Raw genomic sequence first — 17,037 nt, forward strand, 5'->3', positions numbered from 1 at the left:
GTGAGAGCCGCGGAGTGTAAAGAGACCAGGAGTTCCCCATGTTCTTCGCCCCCGTCATCCGTCAGGCCAACTACAGCCCCGCCCTGCGCTCGCTGGACCGCAGCTTCGAGCGCTTCTTCAACGACGTCGCCTATGTGCGCCAGAGTGGCACCAAGGGCCATAGCCTGAGCCAGGACGACAGCAGCTGGACGCTGTCGGTCGACCTGCCCGGCGTGGCCAAGGACCAGCTCAACATCGGCATCGAAGGCGCCGTGGTGCGTATCGAAAGCACCGAGGCAGCCAGCCGCAAGGTCAAGGCCGCCTACGAGCTGCCGCTGGAGATCGATGCCACCGCGAGCACGGCCGCGCTGGAAAACGGTGTGCTGACGCTCAAGCTGGCCAAGAAGCTGCCGCAGAGCAACGTCACCACGCTGTCCATCCAGTAAACCGCTCCGCGCTCCGCACCGCCCGGCGCCGTCTGCTCGTCAGATGGCGTCGAGCGGCCAGCGCGGCTTCACGTCGAAGGCGTAGCGCCTGTCGGCCTGTTGCACGCCCGCCTGCATGCGCATGGCAGCGGCCATGGCGATCATGGCGCCGTTGTCGGTGCACAGCGCCAGCTCCGGGTAATGCACCCGCACCTTCCTCTTCGCGCATGCGGCATCGAGCTGCGCACGCAGTTCCCGGTTCGCGCCCACCCCGCCCGCCACGACCAGGCGCTGCAGCCCGCTCTCCTTGAGCGCCGCCAGCGACTTGCGCACCAGCACGTCGACGATGGCCGCCTGGGTGGAGGCCGCCAGATCGGCGCTGCGCGCGGCAAGCGTGTCACCCAGCTTCTTGGCCTGGGTCAGCACGGCCGTCTTCAAGCCCGCGAACGAAAAATCCAGGTCGCCGCTGTGCAACAGCGGCCGCGGCAGCGCGAAGGCTTTGGCATCGCCCTGCTCGGCCAGGCGCGCCAGTGCCGGCCCGCCCGGATAGCCCAGGCCCAGCAGCTTGGCCGACTTGTCGAAGGCTTCGCCGGCCGCGTCGTCGATGGTCTCGCCCAGCATGGCGTAGCGGCCCACGCCGTCCACGCGCATGAGTTGCGTGTGCCCGCCGGACACCAGGAGCACCACGAACGGAAACTCCGGCGGATCGGCGCTCATGAAGGGCGACAGCAGATGTCCCTCCAGGTGGTGCACGCCGAGCACGGGCTTGTCCAGCGCCGCGCCCAACGCGCAGGCCACGCCCGCGCCCACCAGCAGCGCCCCGGCCAGGCCCGGGCCACGCGTGTAGGCCACGACATCGACCTCTGCGACACTGCGGCCCGCCTCGCGCAACACGGTCTCGGCCAGCGGCAGCGCACGGCGGATGTGGTCGCGGCTGGCCAGTTCGGGTACCACACCGCCATAGTCGGCGTGCATGCGCACCTGGCTGTGCAGCGCATGCGCCAGCAGCCGGGGCAGTTGCGTGCCGCCAGACTGCACCAGCGCCACACCCGTTTCGTCGCAGGAAGACTCGAATCCCAATACCAGCATGGGGCGCGAGTGTAGTGAGCCCGCAGGCACGGCACGGTTGTTGCTCGGAATTCCATGGCCCCTACGATGAAATCTGGACTGCATTTTTTGATCGCCGCGCGCGAATGCGAGATCGGCGACCTCGAACAGCTCGCGCTCACCGGCGCGCTGGTGGGTGTGATCGGCCAGCTGGTGCACGCGCTGCAGCGCGAGCGCGGGCTGTCCAACCTCTTCCTCGGTTCGCGCGGCACCCGCTTCGCACAGGCGCGCGAAGACCAGCTGCGCCAATGCGATGCCGCCGCCGGGCAACTGCGCCGGCATTTCGACGCGATGGACACGCAGGGCACGGCGGTGCGCAATGGCGCACGGCTGTTCGGCCGCATCGCCACGGTGCTGCAGGCGTTGGACGGATTGCCCGCACTGCGCGAGGACATCGCGGCACTGACAGTCACACCGCACGCGGCCACGGCCGCCTTCGTGCGGCTCGTGGCCGGTTTGCTGCAGGTGGTGTTCGAGGCCGCCGACAGCGCCACCGACCCGCAGATCTCGCGCGCGCTCGTGGCCTTGTTCAACTTCATGCAGGGCAAGGAATTCGCCGGCCAGGAACGTGCCTTCGGCGGCGCCTGCTTCGCCGAAGGCCAAATGGAGAGCGGCCGCGCCCAGCAGTGGCTGGAGCTCATCGAATCGCAGGAGCGGTGCTTTCGCATCGCGCTCGACTTCTCCGACACGGCTGTGCAGGCCGCTTGGCGCACGGCCGTGGACACGCGCACCCAGGCCGAACTCGAACGGCTGCGCCGCATCGGCTGCACGCCACGCGCCGACGGCCTGCTCGACCCGGAGCTGGCCCAAGGCTGGTATGACTGCTGCACCCTGCGCATCGACGCGATGCGTGGCGTCGAGGAACTGTTGGCGACCCAGTTGCCGCAGCTGTGCGCTTCGCGCATCGCCAAGGCGCGCGACGAGCTGCGCAACCACGAGGCGATCCGCGACGCGCTGGTGCGCGCAGCCGGGAGCGCCGACGCGGGCGAGCCGGCACCCAACTACGGCCCGCACCTGGAACGCTCCATCCTCGACCTGGTGCAGGACCAGGCACGCCGGCTGCAGCAGATGACCGACGAGCTGGACACCGTGCGCGCCTCGCTCAACGAGCGCAAGATCATCGAACGCGCCAAGGGCCTGCTGATGGCCACACGCAAGCTCAGCGAAGCCGACGCGCACAAGATGCTGCGCCAGACCGCGATGAACCAGAACCGCAAGCTGCTGGACGTGGCGCAGTCGGTGCTGGCGCTGTCCGACTACCTCTGAGCATCGCGTGCTGCGGCGCACAAGTCTTGTGCCCAGCGCGCGCCGCGCACCATCTTTGCGCATGCGCCTGGCCGGCCTGGCGTTGGCCAAATCCCGCACAAGTCTTTGATTCGTATGAAGAACATGTGCTGAGCAGCAACGCTGGCCAGGCTGGCACGCGACCTGCATAGCACCAGCAAACCCCGGCCAAAGGCGGCCAGGGTTCCAGGCTTCAGAGCCAAAAGGACAACGGCGTCCATTTCTCTTGACCGCGATCGTTCGCGGCCAGGGAAATGGGCGCCGTTTTTGTTTTTCAGCTTCCCTTCTCTTCGATCCCAGGAGTTCGCATGACCCCACACGCCCCCTCCCGCCCGGCACCGGCACGGCGCGACTTCATCCGCAAAGCCGGCGCCGTCGCGACCACCGCGCTGCTGGGCGACCTTGTCACGCGCGGCGCCTGGGCCGCCGGCTCCGACGCGCCGGAGAAGAAGGAAGTGAAGATCGGCTTCATCCCGCTGACCGACTGCGCCAGCGTGGTCATGGCCTCGGTGCTGGGCATCGACCAGAAGTACGGCGTGAAGATCGTCCCGAGCAAGGAGGCCAGTTGGGCCGGCGTGCGCGACAAACTGGTCAACGGCGAACTCGACATGGCCCATGTGCTGTACGGCCTGGTGTATGGCGTGCACGTGGGGGTGGGCGGCCCCAAGAAGGACATGGCGGTGCTGATGGGCCTGAACCGCAACGGCCAGGCCATCACGCTGTCCAAGCAACTGGCCGACAAGGGCGCTGTCGATGCGCCCTCGCTCGCCAAGCTCATGGCCACGGAGAAGCGCACCTACACCTTCGCAGGCACCTTCCCCACCAGCACCCACACGATGTGGCTGAACTACTGGATGGCCTCGGCCGGCATCAACCCCGTGAACGACGCCAAGGTCATCGTGGTGCCGCCACCGCAGATGGTGGCCAACATGCGCGTGGGCAACATGGACGGCTTCTGCGTCGGCGAGCCCTGGAACCAGCGCGCCATCATGGACAAGATCGGCGTGACCGCCATCACCACGCAGGACATCTGGCGCGATCACCCCGAAAAGGTTCTCGGCACCCAGGCCGACTTCGTCAAGGCCAATCCCAACACCTGCCGTGCCGTGATGATGGCCGTGCTGGAGGCCAGCAAGTGGATCGACGCCAACCTCGCCAACAAGGCCAAGATGGCCGGCACGGTGGCCGAGAAGAGCTACATCAACACCAGTGCCGACGCCATCAACCAGCGCATCCTGGGCCGCTACGAGAACGGCATGGGCAAGACCTGGGACGACCCCAACCACATGAAGTTCTTCGACGATGGCGCCGTGAACTTTCCCTACCTGTCCGACGGCATGTGGTTCCTCACGCAGCACAAGCGCTGGGGCTTGCTCAAGGAACATCCAGACTACCTGGCCGTGGCCAAGCAGATCAACCAGATCGATCTGTACAAGGAAGTGGCCAGCGCTGCCAAGGTCAGCGTGCCCAAGGACGTGATGCGCAGCAGCAAGCTGCTGGACGGCGTGGTCTGGGACGGCAAGGACCCCGCCAAGTACGCCGACGGTTTCAAGGTCAAGGCCTGAGGAGCACACCCATGGTTTCCGCAGTCTTCCATTCTCCGGTCGAGGCCGCGTTGCCCGACACCCCGGCACGCGATCTCAAGGTCGTGCCCAGGGCCGCCGCCAACGACGCGCCCACGGCTGTCGCCCCCGCCTCCGTGCGCAAGCCGCCCTTCGACTGGCGCGGCCTGTGGCTGCGCGTGCTGCCGCCGCTGGCCGGACTGGGTCTGCTGGTCGTGCTGTGGGAGATCGTGTCGGTCGCCACGGCCGGCAGCATCCCGACGCCGCGCGACACCTGGGCGCAGGCGGTGGACGTGTTCAGCGACCCGTTCTACAGCAAGGGCCCGAACGACCAGGGCGTGGGTTGGAACGTGCTGTCCTCGCTGCAGCGCGTGGCGCTGGGCTTCGGCCTGGCGGCACTGGTCGGCATCCCGGCGGGCTTTGCGATCGGGCGCTTCACCTTCCTGTCGCGCATGTTCAACCCGCTGATCAGCCTGCTGCGCCCGGTGTCGCCGCTGGCCTGGCTGCCGATCGGCCTGCTGGTGTTCAAGGGCGCCAACCCGGCCGCCATCTGGACCATCTTCATCTGCTCGATCTGGCCCATGGTCATCAACACCGCGGTGGGCGTGCAGCGCGTTCCGCAGGACTATATGAACGTGGCCCGCGTGCTGAATCTCTCCGAATGGAAGATCCTCACCAAGATCCTGTTCCCAGCCGTGCTGCCCTACATGCTGACCGGTGTGCGCCTCGCGGTGGGCACGGCCTGGCTCGTGATCGTGGCGGCCGAGATGCTGACCGGCGGCGTGGGCATCGGCTTCTGGGTCTGGGACGAGTGGAACAACCTGAACGTCAAGAACATCATCATCGCCATCTTCGTGATCGGCATCGTCGGCCTGCTGCTCGAGTACGCACTCATCAAGCTGGCATCGGCATTCACTTTCGAAGAGGTGCGGTCATGAGCGAAGACAAGTTCATCGAGATCCAGGGCGTCGAACAGGCCTTCAACACACCGCGCGGGCGCTTCATCGCACTGCAGGGCATCAACCTCACGGTGGCCAAGGGCGAGTTCGTCGCGCTGATCGGCCACTCGGGCTGTGGCAAGTCCACGCTGCTGAACCTCATCGCCGGTCTCACGCGGCCGACGCAGGGCACGCTGCTGTGCGCCAACAAGGAGGTCGCAGGCCCGGGCCCCGAGCGCGCCGTGGTGTTCCAGAACCATTCGCTGCTGCCCTGGCTCACCTGCTTCGAGAACATCCACCTGGGCGTCGAGCGCGTGTTCGGCGCCAAGGAGACCAAGGCGCAGCTCAAGGAACGCACCGAGGCGGCGCTGGCCTTGGTCGGCCTCACCCCCGCCACGCACAAGCGCCCGGGAGAAATCTCCGGCGGCATGAAGCAGCGCGTAGGCATCGCCCGCGCGCTGGCCATGGAGCCCAAGGTGCTGCTCATGGACGAGCCTTTCGGCGCGCTGGACGCGCTCACGCGCGCCAAGCTGCAGGACGAACTGCTGGCCATCGTGCAGAAGACGCAGAGCACGGTGGTGATGGTCACCCACGACGTGGACGAGGCCGTGCTGCTCTCGGACAAGATCGTGATGCTGACCAACGGCCCGGCCGCCACCATCGGCGAGGTGCTCGCCGTGGCCTTGCCGCGCCCACGCAACCGCGTGGAGCTGGCCGAAGACCGCGACTACGTGATGTACCGCAAGGCCGTGATCGACTTCCTCTACACGCGCCAGGGCCACGTGGAAAAGGCCGCCTGAGCAAAGCAGCGCCGCGAAGTGAAGCCATGCAGAAGATGAAACTCGTGATGGTGGGCAACGGCATGGCCGGCGTGCGCACGCTGGAGGAGCTGCTCAGGATTGCACCGGGCCTGTACGACATCACGGTGTTCGGTGCCGAGCCGCACCCCAACTACAACCGCATCATGCTGTCACCGGTGCTGGCCGGCGAGCAGACCATCGCGCAGATCGTGTTGAACCCCTGGGAGTGGTACAGCGCCAACGGCATCACGCTGCACGCGGGCAAGAAGGTGGTGGAGGTCGATCGCCGACGGCGCACCGTGCGCGCCGAGGATGGCACCGAGGCCGCCTACGACCGGCTGCTGCTGGCCACGGGCTCCAACCCCTTCATGCTGCCGTTGCCCGGCAAGGATCTGGAAGGCGTGATCGCCTACCGCGACATCGCCGACACGCAGACCATGATCGAGGCCGCCACGACGCACCGGCATGCGGTGGTGATCGGCGGTGGCCTGCTGGGCCTGGAGGCCGCCAACGGCCTGGCCTTGCGCGGCATGCAGGTCAGCGTGGTGCACCACGGCGACTGGCTCATGGAGCGCCAGCTCGACAAGGTGGCCGGCGAACTGCTGCGCAGCGCGCTGGAGCAGCGTGGGCTGCAGTTCCTGCTCAACGCCCACACGGCCGCGCTGCTGGGCAACGCGGCTGGCCGCGTGCGCGCGGTGCGCTTCAAGAACGGCCACGAGGTGCCGGCCGACCTGGTCGTCATGGCCGTGGGCATCCGCCCCAACATCGCGCTGGCGCAGCAGATGCGGCTGCACTGCGAGCGTGCCATCGTCGTCCACGACACCCTGCAGACCGTGACCGATGCGCGCATCTATGCGGTGGGCGAGTGCGCGCAGCACCGCGGCATCGCCTACGGCCTGGTGGCGCCGCTGTTCGAGCAGGGCAAGGTGGCAGCCAACCACCTGGCCCACCACGGCATCGGCCGCTACCGAGGCTCGCTGACCTCGACCAAGCTCAAGGTCACGGGCATCGACCTGTTCTCGGCCGGCAACTTCCAGGGCGGTGAGGGCACGGAGGAGATCGTCATGAGCGACGCCCTGGGCGGCGTGTACAAGAAGCTCGTGATCCAGGGCGACAAGCTGGTCGGAGCCTGCCTGTACGGCGATACGGTGGATGGCAACTGGTACCTGCAGTTGCTGCGCGAGGGCCGCAGCGTGCAAGCCATCCGCGACCAGCTCATGTTCGGCGAGCCTGCTGCAACGCCATGACCACCGAGACGCGCTCCACCTGCCCCTACTGCGGCGTCGGCTGCGGCGTGGTCATCGAGGCCCAGGCCGGCCAGATCACCGGCGTGCGCGGCGATCCGGACCACCCCGCCAACTTCGGCCGCCTGTGCACCAAGGGCTCGACGCTGCACCTGACGGCCGCGCCCGAGGTCACGCGCCAGACCCGTCTGCTGCAGCCCATGCAGCGCGCAGCGCGCGGTACGGCCCTGCAGCCGCTGGACTGGGACGCCGCCCTGGACAGCGCGGCCGAGCGTTTCGCCCGCGTGATCGCCGCGCACGGGCCGGATGCCGTGGGCTTCTACCTGTCGGGCCAGCTGCTGACCGAGGACTACTACGTCTTCAACAAGCTGGCCAAGGGCCTGATCGGCACCAACAACCTGGACACCAACTCGCGCCTGTGCATGAGCAGCGCGGTCGCCGGCTACAAACAGACCTTGGGCGCGGACGCGCCGCCGGCCTGCTACGACGACCTGAAGCACGCCGGCTGCCTGTTCATCGTGGGCAGCAACACGGCCTGGGCCCACCCCATCCTGTTCCGCCGCATCGAGGACGCGAAGCGCGCGAACCCGGCCCTGCAGATCGTGGTGGTGGACCCGCGCCGCACCGACACCTGCGAGATCGCCGACCTGCATGTGGCGCTGCAGCCCGGCACCGACGTGATGCTGTTCCACGGCATGCTGCACCTGATGCTGCGCGAAGGCTGGACACAGCCTGGCTACATCGCAGCCCACACCAGCGGCTTCGACGAACTTGCAGCCCTGGTGCGCGACTGCACGCCCGAGGCCGTGGCCCAGATCTGTGGCATCACACAGGATGCGCTGGCGCAGGCCACGCGCCTGTTCGCCACCTCGCCGGCCACGCTGAGCCTGTACTGCATGGGCATGAACCAGTCGTCCAGCGGCACGGCCAAGAACGCGGCGCTGATCAACCTGCACCTGGCCACGGCCCAGATCGGCCGCCCCGGCGCGGGCCCGTTCTCGCTGACCGGCCAGCCGAACGCCATGGGCGGTCGTGAAGTCGGCGGCCTGTCCAACCTGCTGCCGGCGCACCGCGACATGGCCAATGCCGCGCACCGCGCCGAGGTGGCGGCGTTCTGGGGCGTGGACAGCATCCCGGCCCTGCCGGGCAAGAGCGCCATCGAGATGTTCCAGGCCGCGGCCGACGGCGAGATCCGCGCGCTGTGGATCGCCTGCACCAACCCGGCCCAGTCCATGCCCGACCAGGCCATGGTGCGCCGCGCGCTGGAGCGCACCGAGTTCGTCGTGGTGCAGGAGGCCTTTGCTGGCACCGCCACCTGCGCCTTCGCCGACCTGCTGCTGCCAGCCACCACCTGGGGCGAGAAGGAAGGCACGGTCACCAACAGCGAGCGGCGCATCTCGCGCGTGCGCGCGGCCGTGCCGCCATCGGGCGCGGCGCGGCATGACTGGCACATCGCGGCCGATTTCGCGCGCCGGCTGGCTGGCCGGCTCGGGCGCGGCGCCGCGCTGTTCCCCTACCAGACGCCCGAGTCGGTCTGGAACGAGCACCGCGAGACCACGCGCGGCCGCGACCTGGACATCACCGGCATGGACTACGCGATGCTGGAGGCCGCGCCGCAGCAGTGGCCGCTGCCGGCAGGGGCCACGCAGGGCAGGCCGCGCCTGTACGAGGACGGCCGCTTCGCCACGGCCGACGGCCGCGCGCGCTTTGCCGCCACGCCCTACCGGCCCGTGGCCGAGCCGCGCGACGGGCGCTTCCCCTTCTCGCTGAACACCGGCCGCCTGCGCGACCAATGGCATGGCATGAGCCGCACGGGCACGCTGGGCAGGCTCTTCGGCCACGTGCCCGAACCCGTGGTGCAGATGCATGCGCAGGACATGGTGCGCCACCAGTTGGCCGATGGCGACCTGGTCTACGTGACCTCGCGGCGCGGCAGCATCGTGTTGCCGGTGGCAGCCAGCGCCGACCTGGGTGCCACGCAAGCCTTCATCGCCATGCACTGGGGGCCGGAGTACCTGGGCGGGCGCAGCAGCACCGGCACGGCCCTGGCCGGCGTGAACGCGCTGACCACACCCCAGCACTGTCCCATCTCCAAGCAGCCCGAGCTCAAGCACACGCCGGTCAAGATCCTCAAAGCCGAGCTGCCCTGGTCGCTGCTGGCCATGGCCTGGCTGCCCGACGGCGAGGCGTTGCGGGTGCGCACGCAGTTGCGCACGCTGGTCGAGGCCCTGCCCTTCGTCAGCTGCGTGCCATTCGGAGCCGCAGGCACCGGCACGGGACGCACCGGCGTGCTGCTGCGGGCCGCTGCCCACGAAGCACCGGACGGCAGCCTGCTGGCGCAGATCGAGCAACTGCTGGGCCTGTCGGGCCTGGACACCCTGCGCTACACCGATCCACGGCGCGGCCAGCGCCGTGCCGTGCGGCTGCAGCGCGACGGCGCAGCCGCCCACGTGGTGGGCGTGTTGCTGGCCGGCGACACGCGCGCCGAGGCCTGGATCCGTGCGCTGCTGCAGGACCAGTTGCCGGCGCAGGACTTCGGCCGCCAGTTGCTGTCGTTCCAGGCCAAGGCGCCGGCCGGTGTCCAGTCGCGTGGCAAGGTCGTGTGCAGTTGCTTCGGCGTCAGCGAGTCGGCCATCCGCGACAAGCTCGCGCAATGCAGCGGCAGCGGCGAGCAACGCCTGGCCGCGCTGCAGGGCGCGCTGCAGTGCGGCACCAACTGCGGCTCCTGCGTGCCCGAGCTCAAGCGCATGGTGCGCGCAACCGAAGTGGCGGCATGAACGCCCTACCTGGCGCCGATGGCATAAGCCGACTCACGATCCGGCATAAGCCCTGCGGGACAATCGCCCCACCCATGGGAAGCATTGCGCACTACATCAAGGAAATCGGCCGCGGCGCACGCGGCGCGAAGCCGCTCGCACGCGAGCAGGCGGCGGATCTGTTCGGCCAGGTCCTGGACGGGGGCGTCACCGATCTGGAGATCGGCGCCTTCTGCCTGGCCATGCGCGTCAAGGGGGAGACCACCTCCGAGATGGCCGGCTTCCTGGACGCCACGCACGCCCGTGTCGCCAGGCTGCCGGCCAGCGACCGTCCGGTCGTCGTGCTGCCCAGCTACAACGGTGCGCGCAAGCTGCCGGTGCTGACGCCGCTGCTGGCGCTGCTGCTCGCGCGCGAGGGCCTGCCGGTGCTGGTGCATGGCAGTGCCACCGAATCGAGCCGGGTGCTGGCCAGCGAGGTGCTGGCCCTGCTCGAGCGGCCGGCCTGGGCCGGCATCCGCCAGATCGGCAACGGTGAGGTGGCGGTGGTCGGCACCGAACTGCTCCACCCCGGCCTCAAGCGCCTGCTCGATGTGCGCCGCGTGGTCGGCCTGCGCAACGCCGGGCACAGCGTCGTCAAGCTCATGCAGCCGGTGGATGGCCCGGCTGTGGTGGTCGGCAGCTACACCCACCCGGCGTTCGCCGCCGTCATGACCGAATTGTTCGAATTGCTTGGCATGACGGCCCTGCTCTCGCGCGGGCTGGAAGGCGAGGTCGTCAGCGACCCACGCCGCACGCCGCAGCTGGACGGCTTCGTCCGCGGCAGGCCAGTCCCCCTGCAGGCCCAGCAACCCGGCACGCAGTCCGAGGTGCCTGGCCTGCCCGCCTCCATCGCTGCAGCCGACACCGCCGAGTACACGCGCAGCGTGCTGGCCGGCCGCCTCCCCGTACCGCCGGCCATCGCAGCCCAGGTCGACCACATCCTCCAATTGACGTCCCACGCATGAACACGACCACCACCCCGCCGCTGGGCACCTGCACGCTGGTCGGCGCAGGCCCGGGCGACCCCGAACTGCTGACGCTCAAGGCCGTCAAGGCCATCCAGGCCGCGACCGTGCTGCTGGTCGACGACCTGGTCAACGACGAGGTGCTGACCTGGGCCAGGCCCGGGGCCCGCATCGTCCATGTGGGCAAGCGCGGCGGCTGCAGGAGCACGCCGCAGGCCTTCATCGAAAAGCTCATGGTCACGGCCGTGCGCGAAGGCGAGCACGTGGTGCGCCTCAAGGGCGGCGACCCCTTCATCTTCGGCCGCGGTGGCGAAGAGGTGGAGCACCTGCGCGCCGAAGGCATTGCCTGCCAGGTCGTCAATGGCATCACGGCGGGGCTGGCGGCGGTGAGCGCGCTCGGCGTGCCGCTCACACACCGTGACCACGCGCATGGCGTGGTGTTCATGACAGGCCACGCCAAGCCGGGCCATGCCGCCATGGATTGGCGTGCGGTCGGCGCCAGCGCCCACGCGCTGGGCCTGACCTTGGTCGTGTACATGGGCGTCGGTGCCGCAGATCAGATCGCCGCAGGCCTGCTGCAGGCCATGCCGGCCGACACCCTGGTCGCCATCATCGAGAACGCGAGCAGGCCGGAACAGCGCCATGCCACGACCAGGCTGGACCAGCTCATCAGCACCTTGACCAGCAGCGGGCTCGGCAGTCCGGCCGTGATCGTCGTGGGCGACGTGCTGCGCGCCATGGCCTCGCGGGATTTCGCGGCCGCGGCCGCCGAGCTGGCGGCTCCGCAAGAAAAACGCCGCCTGGGCTGAAAGCCACAGGCGGCGTCGACGATTCACAACCGGGTGTCAGGCCGCCCGGTACAGCAGCGCCAGGTGGGTGCGGCATTCGGCCGCGGTCCACGACTTGCCGGTCTTGACGAAGGTCGCCTTGCCCAACGCACCGAGGAACAAGCCCTTCGCGTCGTCCATCGAGATGTAGTAGGAGCGGCCGAACGCTTCAGCGTTCAGGTAGGCGCACAGGCCTGCCAGCACGACATCGACGTCCTCCACCGGGTACATGGAGTGGTCCGCGCCGTTGAGGATCTCGTCGCAGGTGGCGGAGGTCCAGCCGGCGTCATAGCAGCGGTTGTTGGCGCGCATGCGCTTGCCCGAGGTGGAGGCGTTGCGGCCCGTGCCTCGTTCCGTCTTGCCCTTGTAGTCCACACCCATACATTGCACGAACTTGCGTGTTTGTCCCTTGTAGTAGTTCTTCCAGTGGCTACAGGAATGGCCTACTTCGTAGCAATCTGTATCTTCGTGCTTGTGGGACATGTTTCCCGACTGGGCGCCCGTCGTGGTGCACGAATAGTTCCCGGCCAATGCATTCTTGGCGGTGATGGACGCGAGCACCACGGGGGTGGCAGCAGCGCCACGCGCCAGACGACGCCGAGAAGGGTTCTGAGGACTGTCTTGTTTGGCCATGGTAGTACGGGCGTGAATTTATGTAACAAATGCACATCCCGTGCCTGCGCAAGAATTGCGTTGTAAATCAGCAGTCTTTGGCGCGGTTCTTGAAACACCCGGCTTACTTGTAAAGTGAGCCGACATCGCCGCCTACGGCGGGGCACGCCGGGCCATAGCCTGATGGGTCAAGTGCGGGACCAGCAGGCGAAGCGGCATCCGCAGCCAGTGGCTGCGCACGTAAAGGGCCGATTCGGCAAGGGAGGCCCCTGGCGCACGCATGCTGTGGTGGGCCGTGGACAGGGCGCGCATGAACACCGGATCCATCCAGCGGTGGCGGGCCAGGGCCGGCAAGGATCCGGTCAGGCCGGTCGGCAGCGCCGTGGCGAACACGGTGCTCGCAGACCGCACGGCATAGGCAAAGGGCCGCAGCAGATTCAGGGCCTCGGCCCGTCCCACAAGGGCCGCGCCCGAGCCGCCCTCGGCCCGGTAGGCACCGAGCATCAGGTGCAGGTCGTGCAGATCACGCAGTCCGTGCCCCCATTCACCCTCGTGAAAGAGGTGGCATGCCGAATGCAGTATCTGGTCGGCCAGCGTGGGCACCCGGACGTCGGGCCAGTCTGGCAGCGCGAGCGCCTCGGCCATGACCAGGTCAGGCCGCGTCTGGATGCGGGCCGTCTCCGGCAGCAGGTTGTGGTGCACGTCCAGCGTGGTGCGGCGCTGCAGATGGACCATGGGAGGCAGTTCGTGCATCCAGTGGCGGTAATAGCGCTCGTCGTACGCGTCGTCTGCCGCCACCATCCAGCCGTGCACATGCAGGGCATGCTCCACATCCGCCAGCCGCGCTTTCGGCACCAGAATGTCCACATCGTTGAAGGTACGGCCGGCCGCCGCCGGGCCGCGGCTGGCGGCGTAGGCGGCGCCCTTGAGCAGCGTCGCGCAGACGCCGGTGCCTTGCAGCGCGCGCGCGATCTGGCTCACCTCCCAGCGCACGGCGTTGTGCTGACGGGACACGATGCAGGCCGCGGCCGTGAAATGCCGTTGCGCCCCGTCTGGCAACTGCAAGCCTGGCGCACAAGCCTGCGCCAGCAAGCCCAGGCGCCCCAACAGGCCGGCATTGCGCGCCTGGCGGATCGCCAGGTCCCACTGCGGCACGGTGAAGGCCCGCATCGCAGCAGCGTCGCGCAAAGCCTGCACAAGGGGTGCATCGAGCCAGCTCATTGCACCAGACGTTCGAAGAGAGCGATGGCGTCGGGCAGCCGCGCGTAGCGGAAGTCCAGGCATTCGCAGCGGTCGACCAATGCCCCCACGAGGTCGAACCCGGTGCTGCCGAGCACTTCGTAGTTGAACGCGTGCGTGGCAGTGTGCATGAAGGCGTCGGCCTTGGGCCGGGGCGTGAGCGTGCACGCGGCGTCGGCCGACCAGCGTGGGTAGACGATGAAGGCTGGCTGCGCGCGCTGCGCCACCTGGCGCACGCTGGCCGCAGGCGGTTTGAGGTGCGCCACGGTGCCCTTGTGGGTATCGTGTGCCGGGTCGCCGAACACGGCCTCGGCCGAGAACGCACGCACGATGTCGATCGAGTCGTTCTTGAGGTTGACCGGGCGCGCCAGCCCCACGAGCATGCCGTCGCTGCGGTCGACCAGGGTCAGCTCGTCGGACAGCAGCCGCCAGCCGCTCAAGGCCAGCGCCGCGGTCAGCGTGCTCTTGCCGGCGCCTGGGTCCCCCGGCAGGATGACCGCACGCCCATTGCGCTCGAGCACGGCCGCGTGGATCAGCAGGTAGTGGTGCGCCTGCCCGCCGATGCACCAATTCATGCCCCATTCCAGCAGGGCATAGGCATGGTCTGCCGGCAAAGGATTGAAGGGTTCGTAGCCGTCGAAACGGAAATTGATCTGCGGGCGCCAGACAGCACGCGGCCCGCTGACGCGGTTCACCTCCACCGCGTAGTCGGCAAACGCCGGATCGGCCAGCTCGAAATCGGCATAGAGTCGCCGCAGGCCGCGGAAGACCTCTTCGGTGCGGGAATGGATGCGGAACCGGAACGGCCCGGTCGCCACGACCAGGCCTTCATGCAGCGAGGAACGCAGCACCGCGTCGGACAGCTCGCCGAGCTTCACAGGCGCTCAGCGATGCCCAGACGAAGCATCTCCTCCAGCACTTGGTCGACATCGCCGCGGTCCAGGTCGATGCGCTCGGAAATCTCCTCCGGCGTCGCCTGCGCCGACTGCAACAGTTCGAGTATCTCGCCCACGGGCTGGGCCAGGCGGTGCGTGCTGCCCGAGGCGCCGTGGTACACCACCCATTCCTCACCCCAATGGCGCATGCGCAGCCGTGCATCGGGATGCACCCGCCACGCGCCTTGCACATCGGTTGAAGCATTGGGTTGTGCCACAGCCAGATAGCATAACCGCCTGATCCCATGAATCCATTCGACGTCGTCATCATCGGCGCTGGCGCCGCCGGCCTGTTCTGCGCAGGCATCGCAGGCCAGCGCGGCCTGCGGGTCCTGCTGCTGGACCACAGCGCCAAAGTCGCGGAGAAGATCCGCATCTCCGGCGGTGGCCGGGCCAACTTCACGAACCTGGATGTCGGCCCGCGCAACTTCCTTTCCGACAACCCCAACTTTTGCCGGGGCGCGCTGGCGCGCTTCACGCCCCGGCAATTCATCGCCCTGTTGCAACGCGACGGCATCGGTTTCCACGAGAAGCACCGCGGCCAGCTGTTCTGCGACCGCTCCGCCGAGGACCTGATCGACCTGCTGCTGCGCGAATGCGCGACCGGCCAGGTGACGCGCTGGCAGCCCTGCGCCGTGCACGCGGTCCGCGCCTCCGGCGATGCGTCCGCACGCTACGTGCTGGCGACCGACCGCGGCGAGGTGCAGGCGCATTCCGTGGTGGTCGCGACAGGCGGCCTGTCGATCCCCAAGATAGGCGCCAGCGACTACGGCTACCGCATCGCACGCCAGTTCGGCCTGCGCCTGGTCGAACAGCGGCCGGCGCTGGTGCCACTGACCTTCGACGAGCAGGCGTGGCAGCCTTTTGCACAGCTGGCCGGGTTGTCCCTCCCGGTGGACATTGCGACCGGCGAGAAGAAGGCCCGCACCGGCTTCTCGGAAGACCTGCTGTTCACGCACCGCGGCCTCAGCGGCCCCGCCGTGCTGCAGATCTCCAGCTACTGGAAGCCCGGAACGCCGATCGGCATCGACCTGTCGCCCCAGACAGCACTGCAGCCCACCCTGCAGGAGGCCAAGCTCAGCACGCGCCGCCTGCTCGCGAACGTGCTGGGCGAGCACCTGCCCGCGCGCCTGGCCGCCGCCTGGACCGGCGCGGATGCAGCCTGGCAGCGGCCGGTCAATGAGACGGCCGACAAGGCACTCGCCGCCCTGGCCAGCAGCCTGCATGCCTGGCAGTTGACGCCCACCGGCACCGAGGGCTACCGCAAGGCCGAGGTCACTGCCGGAGGGCTGGACACGCGCGACCTGTCATCCCAGACCATGGAGTCGCGCCAGCCAGGCCTGTATTTCATCGGCGAAGTGGTCGACGTGACCGGCTGGCTCGGGGGCTACAACTTCCAGTGGGCCTGGTCCAGCGCCTACAGTTGCGCACACGCGCTCGCAGCGCCGTGAATCCACGCTATAATGCTTGGCTAACTCCGGCCTACCCTCAGCGGGCCATATGCTTTTGAGTTGAGGAAACCCCGGCCACGGCTCCCGATCTTGCCCCGGCCAATCAGCCAACGAGATACATGACCACCATCCGCGTTAAAGAAAACGAGCCGTTCGACGTGGCACTGCGCCGCTTCAAGCGCACCATCGAAAAACTGGGCCTGCTGACCGATCTGCGTGCCCGCGAGTTCTACGAAAAGCCGACGGCCGAACGCAAGCGCAAGAAGGCTGCTGCCGTGAAGCGCCACTACAAGCGCGTGCGCAGCATGCAGCTGCCCAAGAAGCTGTACTGATCCAGCACCCGACCGGCTCACGGTTGAAGGCCCGCCCTGGTGCATCCAGCGCGGGCTTTTTTCATTCACAGGACTGCACCATGGACAACACCCCGACCCTCAAGGACCGCGTCACCCAGGACATGAAGGACGCCATGCGGGCCAAGGACGCCGAGCGCCTCGCCGCCATCCGCCTGCTGCTGGCCGCGATGAAGCAAAAGGAAGTGGACGAGCGCGTGACGCTGGACGACGTCGCCATCGTGGCCATCGTGGACAAGCTGATCAAGCAGCGCAAGGACTCCATCACCGCCTTCGAGCAGGCCGGCCGCCAGGACCTGGCCGACAAGGAGGCCGCCGAGCAGCGCGTGCTGCAGGCCTACCTGCCCGAGCGCATGGACGCCGAGGCCGTGCTGGCCGCCGTGCGCGCGCTGGTGGCGCGGCTCGAGGCCAAAGGCCCCGGTGACATGGGTCGCGTGATGGCCGCGGCCAAGGCCGAACTGGCCGGCAAGGCCGAGATGGCCCAGGTGTCTGCCGCCGTCAAGCAGGCCCTGGCCGGCTGAACT

16 protein-coding genes and 1 pseudogene are annotated in these 17,037 nt (G+C 68.4%); 12 read left to right on the plus strand and 5 right to left on the minus strand.

Going from position 1 to position 17,037, the window contains the following annotated elements:
- Positions 1-38 precede the first annotated feature (38 nt).
- Positions 39-425 carry an Hsp20/alpha crystallin family protein gene (locus tag ACSQ4M_RS29615; RefSeq protein ID WP_436192958.1) on the plus strand — a complete coding sequence of 129 codons (387 nt, stop codon included), beginning with the start codon at positions 39-41 and terminating at the stop codon, positions 423-425.
- Between the two features lie 39 nt (positions 426-464).
- On the opposite strand, the gene tsaD is transcribed toward ACSQ4M_RS29615, so the two are convergent.
- Complete coding sequence (gene tsaD / locus ACSQ4M_RS29620) at positions 465-1,493, minus strand: tRNA (adenosine(37)-N6)-threonylcarbamoyltransferase complex transferase subunit TsaD (protein WP_436192959.1); 1,029 nt, start codon at positions 1,491-1,493, stop codon at positions 465-467.
- Positions 1,494-1,559: 66 nt separating this feature from the next.
- Here tsaD and ACSQ4M_RS29625 point away from each other — a divergent pair, with 66 nt between their 5' ends.
- The 8 genes and pseudogenes from ACSQ4M_RS29625 to cobA all read left to right on the plus strand — a co-directional run bounded on the left by ACSQ4M_RS29625 (position 1,560) and on the right by cobA (position 11,908).
- A complete protein-coding gene (locus tag ACSQ4M_RS29625; protein WP_436192960.1) occupies positions 1,560-2,777 on the plus strand; it encodes a nitrate- and nitrite sensing domain-containing protein in 1,218 nt (405 codons plus the stop codon).
- A 326-nt stretch (positions 2,778-3,103) separates the two neighbouring features.
- Positions 3,104-4,360 carry a CmpA/NrtA family ABC transporter substrate-binding protein gene (locus tag ACSQ4M_RS29630; RefSeq protein ID WP_436192961.1) on the plus strand — a complete coding sequence of 419 codons (1,257 nt, stop codon included), beginning with the start codon at positions 3,104-3,106 and terminating at the stop codon, positions 4,358-4,360.
- 11 nt (positions 4,361-4,371) lie between these two features.
- Positions 4,372-5,295, plus strand: a complete 924-nt coding sequence (ntrB, locus tag ACSQ4M_RS29635) for a nitrate ABC transporter permease (RefSeq protein ID WP_436192962.1) — start codon at positions 4,372-4,374, stop codon at positions 5,293-5,295.
- Entirely contained in the window at positions 5,292-6,095 is an 804-nt protein-coding gene (locus ACSQ4M_RS29640; protein ID WP_436192963.1) for an ABC transporter ATP-binding protein, read from the plus strand. The genes ntrB and ACSQ4M_RS29640 overlap by 4 nt, the downstream gene beginning before the upstream one ends.
- A gap of 26 nt (positions 6,096-6,121) precedes the next feature.
- Positions 6,122-7,324 (plus strand): annotated as a pseudogene (locus ACSQ4M_RS29645) (NAD(P)/FAD-dependent oxidoreductase); the annotation flags it as partial.
- 14 nt (positions 7,325-7,338) lie between these two features.
- Complete coding sequence (locus ACSQ4M_RS29650) at positions 7,339-10,116, plus strand: nitrate reductase (protein ID WP_436192964.1); 2,778 nt, start codon at positions 7,339-7,341, stop codon at positions 10,114-10,116.
- A gap of 74 nt (positions 10,117-10,190) precedes the next feature.
- A complete protein-coding gene (gene ybiB, locus ACSQ4M_RS29655; protein ID WP_436192965.1) occupies positions 10,191-11,099 on the plus strand; it encodes a DNA-binding protein YbiB in 909 nt (302 codons plus the stop codon).
- Entirely contained in the window at positions 11,096-11,908 is an 813-nt protein-coding gene (gene cobA, locus ACSQ4M_RS29660) for a uroporphyrinogen-III C-methyltransferase (protein WP_436192966.1), read from the plus strand. The genes ybiB and cobA overlap by 4 nt, the downstream gene beginning before the upstream one ends.
- A gap of 36 nt (positions 11,909-11,944) precedes the next feature.
- On the opposite strand, the gene ACSQ4M_RS29665 is transcribed toward cobA, so the two are convergent.
- From ACSQ4M_RS29665 to ACSQ4M_RS29680, 4 genes are all read right to left on the minus strand, one after another.
- Positions 11,945-12,559 (minus strand): hypothetical protein, encoded by a 615-nt coding sequence (locus tag ACSQ4M_RS29665; protein WP_436192967.1) that lies wholly within the window; start codon positions 12,557-12,559, stop codon positions 11,945-11,947.
- 132 nt (positions 12,560-12,691) lie between these two features.
- A complete protein-coding gene (locus ACSQ4M_RS29670) occupies positions 12,692-13,759 on the minus strand; it encodes a nucleotidyltransferase domain-containing protein (RefSeq protein WP_436192968.1) in 1,068 nt (355 codons plus the stop codon).
- A complete protein-coding gene (locus ACSQ4M_RS29675) occupies positions 13,756-14,655 on the minus strand; it encodes an HprK-related kinase A (RefSeq protein ID WP_436192969.1) in 900 nt (299 codons plus the stop codon). The genes ACSQ4M_RS29670 and ACSQ4M_RS29675 overlap by 4 nt, the downstream gene beginning before the upstream one ends.
- Entirely contained in the window at positions 14,652-14,885 is a 234-nt protein-coding gene (locus tag ACSQ4M_RS29680; RefSeq protein ID WP_436192970.1) for an HPr-rel-A system PqqD family peptide chaperone, read from the minus strand. Before ACSQ4M_RS29680 ends, ACSQ4M_RS29675 begins: the two co-directional genes overlap by 4 nt.
- A gap of 72 nt (positions 14,886-14,957) precedes the next feature.
- Here ACSQ4M_RS29680 and ACSQ4M_RS29685 point away from each other — a divergent pair, with 72 nt between their 5' ends.
- From ACSQ4M_RS29685 to ACSQ4M_RS29695, 3 genes are all read left to right on the plus strand, one after another.
- Positions 14,958-16,163, plus strand: coding sequence for an NAD(P)/FAD-dependent oxidoreductase (locus ACSQ4M_RS29685; RefSeq protein WP_436192971.1), 1,206 nt, complete (start codon positions 14,958-14,960; stop codon positions 16,161-16,163).
- A 119-nt stretch (positions 16,164-16,282) separates the two neighbouring features.
- The gene (gene rpsU, locus ACSQ4M_RS29690) at positions 16,283-16,495 is read left to right on the plus strand and encodes a 30S ribosomal protein S21 (RefSeq protein ID WP_007833691.1); all 213 of its coding nucleotides are present in this window, start codon (positions 16,283-16,285) and stop codon (positions 16,493-16,495) included.
- An 80-nt stretch (positions 16,496-16,575) separates the two neighbouring features.
- Positions 16,576-17,034 carry a GatB/YqeY domain-containing protein gene (locus ACSQ4M_RS29695; protein ID WP_436192972.1) on the plus strand — a complete coding sequence of 153 codons (459 nt, stop codon included), beginning with the start codon at positions 16,576-16,578 and terminating at the stop codon, positions 17,032-17,034.
- Positions 17,035-17,037 lie beyond the last annotated feature (3 nt).

This window comes from Pseudorhodoferax sp. LjRoot39 (genome assembly GCF_964253035.1).
Lineage (GTDB): Bacteria > Pseudomonadota > Gammaproteobacteria > Burkholderiales > Burkholderiaceae_C > Pseudorhodoferax.